Origin of the sequence: Streptomyces sp. NBC_00557 (assembly GCF_036345995.1) — a bacterium.
GTDB lineage: Bacteria > Actinomycetota > Actinomycetes > Streptomycetales > Streptomycetaceae > Streptomyces.
Window position 1 is genome coordinate 5,385,546 of sequence record NZ_CP107796.1, and the last position, 11,786, is coordinate 5,397,331.

The window sequence follows — 11,786 nt, forward strand, 5'->3', positions numbered from 1 at the left end:
GTGGGGAGCCGCGGGGAACTCCATCGGGCACGCGCCGGGCACGGCGGGCCCGACGCTTCCGGAGAATCGCCGCCCTGCCCTGCCGCCGATGACCGCACACCGCTTCCCGCCGCCCGGTCGGCCGGCCCTGGTCCCGCGCGCCGCCCGCGCCGCCGGCCGAAGGGGTACGCCGGGGACACGGAGGGCTGAGCGGCCCCCGGAACGGCCGAAGGCCCAGGGAGAGGAAACCAACCTCTTACCTGGGCCTTCGGCATCGAGAGCGGGCGACGGGAATCGAACCCGCGTAGCTAGTTTGGAAGACTAGGGCTCTACCATTGAGCTACGCCCGCGACAGTGCGCCGCAGGTCGGTGACCGCGGCACTGGAAGGCATCGTAGCGGGTCGGCCGCCGCGGAGGCCAACGAGTTGATCCGGAGAGCCGCCGCGGTCCCGCCTCCCCGGGCGCGGCCTCGCGGAATGCGGCCGACGCCGTCGCCCGGTGCATGTACCCTACGTGTCGCACCAGACGGGGTGTGGCGCAGCTTGGTAGCGCGTCCGCTTTGGGAGCGGAAGGCCGTGGGTTCAAATCCCGCCACCCCGACCACCGGCTCGACGGCACCTGATGATCGCCTTTTGGGGCGCTGACCGGCTGCGGTTACTATGCAAGCTGCGCGCCCGTGTGTCCCGGCCCTCAGGGCCCATGAACTCCTCCGGGCGGCGAAATCCGCCGGACCTGTCTGGCTCCGGCAGAACCCAAGCAGTCAGCCACAAGGAGACCGAACCGTGAAGAGCGCCGTGGAGACCCTGAACCCGACCCGGGTTCGGCTCACTGTCGAGGTGCCCTTCGAGGAGCTCAAGGACAGCCTCGACGCGGCGTACAAGAAGATCAACCAGCAGGTCACGGTGAAGGGCTTCCGCAAGGGCAAGATCCCCGCCCGGGTCATCGACCAGCGGTTCGGTCGGGGCGCCGTGCTCGAGGAGGCCGTCAACGACGCGCTTCCGAAGTTCTACACCGAGGCGGTCAACGAGGCGGAGCTGAGCCCGCTCGGCCAGCCCGAGGTCGACATCACCGAGCTGAAGGACGGCGAGACGCTGAACTTCACCGCCGAGGTCGACGTCCGCCCGGCCCTGGAGATCCCGGACTACTCCGGCATCGAGGTCGAGGTCGACGCCGTGGAGGTGACCGACGAGGACGTCGAGAAGTCCGTGGAGCAGCTGCGTGAGCGCTTCGCGTCGACCACCCCCGTCGAGCGCGCCGCCGAGGACGGCGACGTCGTCACCATCGACCTGCAGGCCAAGGTCGACGGCGAGGTCCTCGAGGACGGCATCGCCAACGGCGTCTCCTACACCATCGGCTCCGGTGAGCTGCTCGACGGCATCGACGACGCCGTCAAGGGCCTGTCCGCGGGCGAGGAGGCCACCTTCACCTCCGAGCTGAAGGGCGGCTCCGCCGCGGGCAAGGAGGCCGAGGTCACCGTCAAGGTCACCCAGGTCGCCAAGCGTGAACTGCCCGAGCTGGACGACGACTTCGCGCAGCTCGCCTCCGAGTTCGACACGCTGGAGGAGCTGAAGGCCGACAGCCGCAAGCGCCTCGCGAACATGAAGCAGTTCGACCAGGCCACCCAGGCCCAGGAGCGCGTCCTGGAGAAGCTGCTCGAGCTGGTCGAGGTCCCGGTCCCCGAGAAGCTGCTCGAGGACGAGATCAACACCCGCAAGCACAACCTGGAGCACCACCAGCTGGCGCAGATGGGTCTCACCCTCGACAAGTACCTGGAGATCCAGGGCAAGACCGCCGAGGAGTTCGACGCCGAGACCCGCGAGGCGGCGATCAAGGGCATCAAGACCCAGTTCGTCCTGGACGAGCTGGTCAAGAAGGAGCAGCTCAACGTCAACCAGGAGGAGCTCACCGAGCACCTCATGCGGCGCGCCGCCTCCTCCGGCATGTCCCCCGACCAGTTCGCCCAGGCCGTCGTCGAGGGCGGCCAGGTGCCGCTCCTGGTCGGCGAGGTCGCCCGCGGCAAGGCCCTGGCCGTCGTGGTCGAGGCCGCCACGGTGAAGGACACCAACGGCGAGATCGTCGACCTGGACGACGAGGAGGACGAGGAGACGCCGGCCGAGGCCGCCGAGGCGTCGGAGACGTCCGAGGAGAACGCCGAGGGCTGACCGGCCCTACGGCGCCTGTGAGGCACGTACAGCGGGCCCTGGGGACTTTCCCCGGGGCCCGTTCGTCGTATGCGGGGCGGCGGCCGGCCCCAGGGGCGCGGGGCTGTACCGACATGCGGCTCCGCCGCGTGGGCGCGGACACCCCCCTCCACCCGCACCTGGACGATCATCCGCACCACCCCCCCGCAAACCGCCCCCGGCGCCCGGCGGAGCCGCTACGCCCCCGGCGAACACCCGCATTCCCGGGATTCCCCGAAGGGACCATCGCGTTAGGGTCCATGAAAGGCAGAACAATGAGACGGCCCGGCGCCGTCGCAAGACGAGCAGGTGGATACGTGACGAATCTGATGCCCTCCGCCGCCGGCGAGCCTTCCATCGGTGGTGGCCTCGGCGACCAGGTCTACAACCGGCTGCTCAACGAGCGGATCATCTTCCTCGGCCAGCAGGTTGACGACGACATCGCCAACAAGATCACGGCCCAGATGCTGCTCCTGGCCGCCGACCCGAACAAGGACATCTACCTGTACATCAACAGCCCCGGCGGTTCGGTGACGGCCGGCATGGCGATCTACGACACCATGCAGTACATCCCGAACGACGTGGTGACGATCGCCATGGGCATGGCGGCCTCGATGGGCCAGTTCCTGCTCACCGGTGGCACCGCGGGCAAGCGCTTCGCCCTCCCGCACGCGGACATCATGATGCACCAGGGCTCCGCCGGCCTCGGCGGCACGGTCTCGGACATCAAGATCCAGGCCGAGTACCTGATGCGCACCAAGAAGCGCATGTCGGAGCTGACCGCGTTCCACTCCGGCCAGACGGTCGAGACGATCATCCGCGACGGCGACCGCGACCGCTGGTTCACCCCGGAGGAGGCCAAGGAGTACGGTCTCATTGACGAGATCATCACGCACGCCTCGGGTGTTCCGGGAGGCGGCGGCACCGGTGCCTGACCGGCCCGGCCACGCCACGCACCGCGACGACACCAGCCCCCCGAACGCCACCAGGACGGTGAACCCCATGAGCAACTTCCCCGGCGCCGCCAGCGGCATGTACGAAGGGCCCCGCCCCGACAGCCGCTATGTCATCCCGCGCTTCGTCGAGCGCACCTCCCAGGGCATCCGCGAGTACGACCCGTACGCGAAGCTCTTCGAGGAGCGCGTGATCTTCCTGGGCGTCCAGATCGACGACGCCTCCGCCAACGACGTCATGGCGCAGCTGCTGTGCCTGGAGTCGATGGACCCCGACCGGGACATCTCGATCTACATCAACAGCCCCGGCGGCGACATGACCGCCCTCACGGCGATCTACGACACGATGCAGTTCGTGAAGCCCGACATCCAGACGGTCTGCATGGGCCAGGCGGCCTCCGCCGCGGCCATCCTGCTCGCCGCCGGCACGCCGGGCAAGCGCATGGCGCTGCCGAACTCCCGCGTGCTGATCCACCAGCCGGCGGGCTCCACCGGCCGCGGTCAGCTCTCCGACCTGGAGATCATCGCGAACGAGTTCACCCGGATGCGTACGCAGCTGGAGGAGATGCTGGCCAAGCACTCCAACCGGCCGATCGAGCAGGTCCGCGAGGACATCGAGCGGGACAAGATCCTCACGGCCGAGGAGGCGCTGGAGTACGGCCTCGTCGACCAGATCATCTCCACCCGCAAGCTGAACAACGCCGCGGTCCGCTGACCCGGCACGGCATACCACGGGCCCCCCTTGGCAGGGCCCACCTCAAAGTGAACCCTGCCAAGGGGGGCCCGAACACGGGGCCCGGCAAGGTACCGTCGACATAAGGCAGCACCAGGAGCCGCTGGACTCGAAAGCGTCCGGGCGTCTCCCAGGCGAAGGGGAAGCACACCGTGGCACGCATCGGTGACGGCGGCGATCTGCTCAAGTGCTCGTTCTGCGGCAAGAGCCAGAAGCAGGTCAAGAAGCTCATCGCAGGGCCCGGTGTGTACATCTGCGACGAGTGCATCGATCTCTGCAACGAGATCATCGAGGAGGAACTCGCCGAGACGAGCGAGGTGCGCTGGGAGGAACTCCCGAAGCCCCGCGAGATCTACGAGTTCCTCGAGGGCTACGTGGTCGGCCAGGAAGCGGCGAAGAAAGCCCTCTCGGTCGCGGTGTACAACCACTACAAGCGGGTCCAGGCGGGCGAGAACGGCGGCGCGAGCGGCCGTGACGACGCCATCGAGCTGGCGAAGTCCAACATCCTCCTGCTGGGCCCCACGGGCTCCGGCAAGACCCTCCTCGCGCAGACCCTGGCCCGCATGCTGAACGTCCCCTTCGCGATCGCCGACGCGACGGCGCTGACGGAGGCGGGCTATGTCGGCGAGGACGTCGAGAACATCCTGCTGAAGCTGATCCAGGCGGCGGACTACGACGTCAAGAAGGCCGAGACGGGGATCATCTACATCGACGAGATCGACAAGGTGGCCCGCAAGAGCGAGAACCCGTCGATCACCCGTGACGTCTCCGGCGAAGGCGTCCAGCAGGCCCTGCTGAAGATCCTCGAGGGCACCACGGCCTCGGTCCCGCCCCAGGGCGGCCGCAAACACCCCCACCAGGAGTTCATCCAGATCGACACGACGAACGTCCTGTTCATCGTGGGCGGCGCCTTCGCGGGCCTGGAGAAGATCATCGAGGCGCGGGCCGGCGCGAAGGGCATCGGCTTCGGCGCGACCATCCTGTCCAAGCGCGAGCTGGAGTCCAAGGACGTCTTCGAGGACGTCATGCCGGAGGACCTGGTCAAGTTCGGCATGATCCCCGAGTTCATCGGCCGTCTGCCCGTGATCACCTCGGTCCACAACCTCGACCGCGAGGCCCTGCTGAAGATCCTGGTGGAGCCCCGCAACGCCCTGGTCAAGCAGTACCAGCGCCTCTTCGAACTCGACGGCGTGGAGCTGGACTTCGAGCGCGAGGCCCTGGAGGCCATCGCCGACCAGGCCATCCTCCGCCAGACCGGCGCCCGGGGCTTGCGCGCCATCATGGAGGAAGTCCTCCAGGGCGTCATGTACGAGGTCCCGTCCCGCAAGGACGTGGCCCGCGTCGTCATCACAGCCGACGTGGTCCTCTCCAACGTCAACCCGACCCTGATCCCCCGCGACGCGCGGGGCCGCGGCTCGGGGGAGCAGAAGTCGGCGTAACCGCCGCAGACACGCCGAAGGGGCCCCGGTCGACCGACCGGGGCCCCTTCGCGTCAGGACCTACGGGGTCAGGCCTTCACCCGCACGTCGTTGCGCAGCTTCGCGGCCAGCTGGGCGGCGTCCTCCATCGAGGTGCTCTTCCCCGCAGCCATTCCCGCCATGTCGAACGAGATGACGTACGCGACAGTGCTGTGGTCGGCCCATGCACAGACCGGCATGGTGATCGTCTTGCCCGACTCGCTGCTCTCGATGGACTGGCACTTCATGACGCCGTTCGAGAAGCCGGAAGGCGACATCTTCTGCGGGCTGCCGACGAGCTTGCCCTTGGAGGCAGAAGTGTCCTTCTGCGACTCCTCCTTCATCATCGCGAACATCCCGTCGACGACCTTCTCCGGGTCGTTGACCGTGCCGTACACCCCGGAGAAGCTGAGGCTCTTCGCGGTGAAGCCCGAGCCGGAGGTGTAGCCGGCGCTCACGTCCTTCGGGTTCTCGACGCCGAGCGCCTCCGTTTTCTTCAGGTCGTCCTGGCTCATGCCGTCGGAGGAGTCGCCTTCCGACTTCTTGTACGTCCCGTTGATCACCGTCGCCTGAGCGACCAGCTTGTGCGGGCCGTCGTCCGCCACGCTTCCGCTGCCGCCGCTGCCCCCGCCGATCGCGAAGGCCACGCCCACCGCCACGGCCGCCACCACGGCCACCGCGCCGATGATCAGGCCCGTCTTCTTCTTGCCGCCGCCCGCCTGCGGCGCCTGCGGCATGCCGTAGGGCTGCTGCTGGCCGTACGGGTTCGGCTGCTGCGGCACGCCCTGCTGCGGGTAGCCGCCCTGCTGCGGGTAGCCGTACCCCGGCTGCGGCGGCGCAGCCGGAGGCGCCTGCTGCGGGTAGCCGTAGCCGGGCTGCGGGGCCTGCGGCTGCTGGCCGTACGGGCCCGGCTGGCCGTAGGGCCCCGGCTGGCCGTACGGACCGGGCTGCCCCTGCTGGCCGTAGGGACCCGGCTGCTGGGGCTGCCCGCCGTACGGGCCCGGCTGGTTGTTGCTCATTTCTGGGTTCCCCCTTGGATGCTTATGTGTTCCTGACATCCTGGCCCAGCCCCGGGCAACGCACGGCACCGGGGGCCGCACCGTTACAGAACAAACGCGTTTCGGGACCACCCCGTGACCCCTCTAAACTGACCCCCGTGACCGAGAACGCTCAGCAGCAGCCACCCGCGCCCGCCACCGAACTGCCGACCCAGTACGCGCCGGCCGATGTAGAGGGGCCGCTGTACGAGCGCTGGGTAGAGCGGGGCTACTTCGAGGCGGACGAGAAGAGCGACAAGCCGCCGTACACGATCGTCATCCCGCCGCCGAACGTCACGGGCAGCCTGCACCTCGGGCACGCCTTCGAGCACACCCTCATCGACGCCCTGACGCGCCGCAAGCGCATGCAGGGCTACGAGACGCTGTGGCAGCCCGGCATGGACCACGCCGGCATCGCCACGCAGAACGTCGTCGAGCGCGAGCTGGGCAAGGAAGGAAAGTCCCGGCACGACCTCGGCCGTGAGGCGTTCGTCGAGCGCGTCTGGCAGTGGAAGGCCGAGTCCGGCGGGCAGATCTCCGGGCAGATGCGCCGCCTCGGCGACGGCGTCGCCTGGTCCCGTGAGCGCTTCACCATGGACGAGGGCCTCTCCCAGGCCGTCCAGACCATCTTCAAGCGCCTCTACGACGACGAGCTGATCTACCGCGCCGAGCGCATCATCAACTGGTGCCCGCGCTGCCTGACGGCCATCTCGGACATCGAGGTCGAGTACCAGGACGACGACGGCGAGCTCGTCTCCATGAAGTACGGCGACGGGGACGACACCATCGTCGTCGCCACCACCCGCGCCGAGACGATGCTCGGTGACACCGCCGTCGCCGTCCACCCCGACGACGAGCGCTACAAGCACCTGGTCGGCAAGCTCATCAGGCTCCCGCTGACCGACCGCTCCATCCCGGTCGTCGCCGACACCCACGTCGACCCCGAGTTCGGCACCGGCGCCGTCAAGGTCACCCCGGCCCACGACCCGAACGACTTCGAGATCGGCCAGCGGCACGACCTGCCGTCCATCACCGTGATGGACGAGCACGCCGTCATCACCGTCCACGGCCCCTTCCAGGGCATGGACCGCCTGGAGGCCCGCTCGGCGATCGTCGCCGCGCTGCGCGCCGAGGGCCGGATCGTCGCCGAGAAGCGGCCGTACGTCCACTCCGTCGGCCACTGCTCGCGCTGCAAGACCACCATCGAGCCGCGCCTGTCGATGCAGTGGTGGGTCAAGGTCGGCCCGCTGGCCAAGGCCGCCGGCGACGCCGTCCGCGACGGCCGCGTCAGGATCCATCCGCAGGAGATGGAGAAGCGGTACTTCGACTGGGTCGACAACCTCCACGACTGGTGCATCTCGCGGCAGTTGTGGTGGGGCCACCGCATCCCGGTCTGGTACGGCCCGAACGGCGAGGTCGTCTGCGTCGGACCCGACGACGAGGCCCCGACCGGCGAGGGCTGGCACCAGGACACCGACGTCCTCGACACCTGGTTCTCCTCGGGCCTGTGGCCGTTCTCCACCCTCGGCTGGCCCGAACAGACCGAGTCGCTCGCGAAGTTCTACCCGAACTCCGTCCTGGTCACCGGCTACGACATCCTCTTCTTCTGGGTCGCCCGGATGATGATGTTCGGCCTGTACGCGATGGACGGCACCCCGCCGTTCCACACCATCGCGCTGCACGGCATGGTCCGCGACCAGTTCGGCAAGAAGATGTCGAAGTCCTTCGGCAACGCGGTCAACCCGCTGGACTGGATGGACAAGTACGGCTCCGACGCGCTCCGCTTCACCCTCGCGCGCGGCGCCAACCCGGGCGTCGACGTCCCGATCGGCGAGGACTGGGTCCAGGGCTCCCGCAACTTCGCCAACAAGATCTGGAACGCCACCCGCTTCGCGCTGATGAACGGCGCCACGGTCGAGGGCGAGCTGCCGGACGCGTCGAAGATGTCGGCGACGGACCGCTGGATCCTCTCCCGCCTGAACTCCGTCGTCGCCGAAGTCGACGCCTACTACGACGACTTCCAGTTCGCCAAGCTGTCGGACGCCCTGTTCCACTTCGCGTGGGACGAGGTCTTCGACTGGTACGTCGAGCTGTCCAAGACGGTCTTCCAGGCGGGCGGCGAGCCGGCCGAGGTCTCCAAGCGGGTCCTGGGCGAGGTCCTGGACGTCACCCTGAAGCTGCTGCACCCGGTGGTCCCGTTCGTCACGGAGACCCTGTGGACGACGCTGACGGGCGGCGAGTCCCTCGTCATCGCCGAGTGGCCGAGCGACAGCGGCTTCCGCGACCGGGCCGCCGAGCAGGAGATCGAGACCCTCCAGTCGGTCATCACCGAGGTCCGCCGCTTCCGCGCCGACCAGGGCCTCCAGCCCGGCCAGCGCGTCCCGGCCCGCCTGACGCTCGACGGTACGGCCCTCGCCCCGCACGAGGCCGCCATCCGCCAGCTGCTGCGCCTGCAGCCGGAGGGCGAGAACTTCACGGCCACGGCCACCCTGCCGGTCGCCGGCGCCGAGGTCGCGCTCGACCTCTCCGGCACGATCGACGTGGCCGCCGAGCGCAAGCGCCTCGCGAAGGACCTTGCGGCCGCGGAGAAGGAGAAGGCCCAGGCCACGGCCAAGCTCGGCAACGAGGCGTTCCTGGCCAAGGCCCCGGAGAACGTGGTGGACAAGATCCGCACGCGGCTCGCCAAGGCCGAGGAGGACATCACCCGCATCCAGGCCCAGCTGGAGAAGCTGCCGCAGGCGTAAGGGCTCGTACGACGCCGAAGGCCCCCGTACCTTCGAGGTACCGGGGGCCTTCGGCGCCCCGTGAGGGGCGCGGGGAACTGCGCGAGCAACCACGAAGGACCTGCAGCCGGTCGACAGGACAAGCCACCCCATACCGGCGCCGCCAAGCCACCGCACCCTTTGTCGGTGCCGCTCCGTAGACTGGGCCCCGTGAGCGACCCGAACGGCACCGACCAGCCCGACCCCCTCGACAGCTTCGACGAGATCATCGCCGAGGAGACCACCCGTGACCCCGACCTCGCGGTGATCGAGGCCGGCAGCCGCACCCTGCGCACCCAGGGGGGCCCGCCGCAGGCCGACGTACCCGCCCGGCCCGAGGACCCCGAGGTCGACAAGGCCCTGCGCGAGGTCGAGGCCGAGCTGGCCACCCGCTGGGGCGAGACCAAGCTGGAGCCGTCGGTCAGCCGCATCTCCGCGCTGATGGACGTCCTGGGCGAGCCCCAGCGCTCCTACCCCTCGATCCACATCACGGGCACCAACGGCAAGACCTCCACCGCCCGCATGATCGAGGCCCTGCTCGGCGCCTTCGAGCTGCGCACCGGCCGCTACACCAGCCCCCACGTGCAGTCGATCACCGAGCGGATCAGCCTGGACGGCGGCCCGATCTCCGCCGAGCGCTTCATCGAGACGTACGACGACATCAAGCCGTACGTGGAGATGGTGGACGGACAGCAGGAGTACCGGCTGTCGTTCTTCGAGGTCCTCACCGGCATGGCGTACGCGGCCTTCGCGGACGCGCCGGTCGACGTGGCCGTCGTCGAGGTCGGCATGGGCGGCTCCTGGGACGCCACCAACGTGATCGACGGAGATGTCGCGGTGATCACCCCGATCGACCTCGACCACACCGACCGCCTCGGCGAGACGACCGCGGAGATCGCCGGCGAGAAGAGCGGCATCATCAAGCAGGACGCGACCGTCATCCTGGCGCAGCAGCCGGTGGAGGCGGCGCAGGTGCTGCTGAAGAAGGCCGTGGAGGTGGACGCCACCGTGGCCCGCGAGGGCCTGGAGTTCGGCGTCGTCGCCCGGCAGGTCGCCGTCGGCGGGCAGCTGCTCACGCTGCGCGGACTCGGCGGCGAGTACCCCGAGGTGTACCTCCCGCTGCACGGCGCCCACCAGGCGCACAACGCGGCCGTCGCCCTCGCCGCCGTCGAGGCGTTCTTCGGGGTCGGCGCCCAGCGCGCCGAGCCGCTGGACATCGACACCGTCCGCAAGGCCTTCGCGGCCGTCTCCTCGCCGGGCCGCCTGGAGGTCGTACGGCGCTCTCCGACCGTCGTGCTGGACGCCGCGCACAACCCGGCGGGGGCGCGGGTGACGGCGGAGGCGGTGCAGGAGGCGTTCGACTTCAGCCGGCTGATCGGCGTGGTCGGCGCGAGCGGCGACAAGAACGTGCGGGGCCTGCTGGAGGCCTTCGAGCCGATCTTCGCCGAGGTCGTCGTCACGCAGAACTCCAGCCACCGGGCCATGGACGCGGACGAGCTGGCCGCGATCGCCGTGGAGGTGTTCGGCGAGGAGCGGGTGCAGGTCGAGCCGCGGCTGCCGGACGCCCTGGAGGCCGCGATCACGCTGGCCGAGGAGGAGGGCGAGTTCGCGGGCGGCGGCGTGCTGGTCACCGGTTCCGTCATCACGGTGGGCGAGGCCCGCCTGCTCCTGGGGAAGGGCTGATCCGCGCATGCGTACGCTGTGCTCCTCCACCCTGATCGGCGAGTTCTTCGTCATCGGCTTCGCGGGGCTCGTCGCGATGAAGGACCCGGGCCTGTCGGTCTCGACGGTGTGGCTGGTCAGCGGCATCGCCATGCTGCTGTGCGTGCTGCTGTGCGGCATGGTGACCCGGCCCGGCGGGGTGGCCCTCGGCTGGGCCCTGCAGATCGCCCTGATCGCCTCCGGCGTCTTCGTCCCGACCATGTACTTCATGGGCGCGGTGTTCGCCGGGCTGTGGTGGGCATCGGTGCACTTCGGTCGGAAGGTGGACGAGGCGAAGGCCAGATTCGCCGCCCAGGCGGAGTCCGGCTCCTCCACACCTGACGCTGTGTGACGGACGGGCCGACACGCCCTGTAACCTCGTCCCACCGCACACGTCCGTCGCGTAAGGAGCCTTCCGTGAGCCAGCGCACCCTCGTCCTCCTCAAGCCCGACGCCGTCCGTCGAGGCCTGACCGGCGAGATCATCAGCCGTATCGAGCGCAAGGCCGGCTGGCGGATCACGGCGCTGGAGCTGCGCACCCTGGACCGTGCCACGCTGGAGCAGCACTACGCCGAGCACGTGGGCAAGCCGTTCTACGAGCCGCTGGTGGAGTTCATGTCCTCCGGTCCCGTCGTCGCGCTGATCGTCGAGGGCGAGCGGGTCATCGAGGGCGTCCGGGCGCTCGCCGGCCCGACCGACCCGATCGCCGCCGCGCCTGGCTCCATCCGCGGCGACTACGGCGTCATCGTCCGGGAGAACCTGATCCACGCCTCCGACTCCGAGGAGTCCGCCGAGCGCGAGGTGAAGATCTTCTTCCCGGGCCGGGGCTGAGCGGCGCGCACCGCGGGAAGAGTTTTCGCGGAATTTTTTCTGAGGCGGCGTCAGCTCGCCGAGCCCGCGCCTGACCAGGGACGGCCGAACATTTCCGGCCGTCCCTTGGCATATGCCGCACCGATCGGGGGAACGCGTGCCCCCGTTGGACCG

Annotated in this window: 9 protein-coding genes and 2 tRNA genes; 9 read left to right on the forward strand and 2 right to left on the reverse strand. The window is 69.4% G+C overall.

Translation table 11 applies throughout. The features are described 5' to 3' along the window. Nucleotides 1-258 precede the first annotated feature (258 nt). Nucleotides 259-329 (reverse strand) — tRNA-Gly (locus tag OG956_RS23535). A gap of 176 nt (nt 330-505) precedes the next feature. On the opposite strand from OG956_RS23535, the gene OG956_RS23540 reads away from it, so the two are divergent. From OG956_RS23540 to clpX, 5 genes are all read left to right on the forward strand, one after another. Next, nucleotides 506-582 (forward strand) — tRNA-Pro (locus OG956_RS23540). Between the two features lie 179 nt (nt 583-761). Then, nucleotides 762-2,141: a trigger factor gene (tig, locus tag OG956_RS23545; RefSeq protein ID WP_330339971.1), complete on the forward strand. Its 1,380-nt coding sequence runs from the start codon at nt 762-764 to the stop codon at nt 2,139-2,141. 347 nt (nt 2,142-2,488) lie between these two features. After that, nucleotides 2,489-3,094 (forward strand): ATP-dependent Clp protease proteolytic subunit, encoded by a 606-nt coding sequence (locus OG956_RS23550; RefSeq protein WP_330342929.1) that lies wholly within the window; start codon nt 2,489-2,491, stop codon nt 3,092-3,094. 67 nt (nt 3,095-3,161) lie between these two features. Next, nucleotides 3,162-3,827: an ATP-dependent Clp protease proteolytic subunit gene (locus tag OG956_RS23555; protein WP_330339972.1), complete on the forward strand. Its 666-nt coding sequence runs from the start codon at nt 3,162-3,164 to the stop codon at nt 3,825-3,827. A 170-nt stretch (nt 3,828-3,997) separates the two neighbouring features. Next, nucleotides 3,998-5,284, forward strand: coding sequence for an ATP-dependent Clp protease ATP-binding subunit ClpX (clpX, locus tag OG956_RS23560; protein ID WP_225100891.1), 1,287 nt, complete (start codon nt 3,998-4,000; stop codon nt 5,282-5,284). Nucleotides 5,285-5,352: 68 nt separating this feature from the next. Here clpX and OG956_RS23565 read toward each other — a convergent pair whose 3' ends face one another. Continuing rightward, entirely contained in the window at nt 5,353-6,321 is a 969-nt protein-coding gene (locus OG956_RS23565; RefSeq protein ID WP_330339973.1) for a hypothetical protein, read from the reverse strand. Between the two features lie 137 nt (nt 6,322-6,458). Between OG956_RS23565 and OG956_RS23570 the strand changes: the two genes are divergently transcribed. From OG956_RS23570 to ndk, 4 genes are all read left to right on the forward strand, one after another. Beyond that, nucleotides 6,459-9,083 (forward strand): valine--tRNA ligase, encoded by a 2,625-nt coding sequence (locus tag OG956_RS23570; RefSeq protein WP_330339974.1) that lies wholly within the window; start codon nt 6,459-6,461, stop codon nt 9,081-9,083. A gap of 189 nt (nt 9,084-9,272) precedes the next feature. Then, a complete protein-coding gene (folC, locus tag OG956_RS23575; protein WP_330339975.1) occupies nt 9,273-10,784 on the forward strand; it encodes a bifunctional tetrahydrofolate synthase/dihydrofolate synthase in 1,512 nt (503 codons plus the stop codon). Nucleotides 10,785-10,791: 7 nt separating this feature from the next. Continuing rightward, entirely contained in the window at nt 10,792-11,154 is a 363-nt protein-coding gene (locus tag OG956_RS23580; RefSeq protein ID WP_330339976.1) for a DUF4233 domain-containing protein, read from the forward strand. Between the two features lie 65 nt (nt 11,155-11,219). Beyond that, a complete protein-coding gene (gene ndk, locus OG956_RS23585; protein WP_330339977.1) occupies nt 11,220-11,633 on the forward strand; it encodes a nucleoside-diphosphate kinase in 414 nt (137 codons plus the stop codon). The last annotated feature ends 153 nt before the right edge of the window (nt 11,634-11,786 follow it).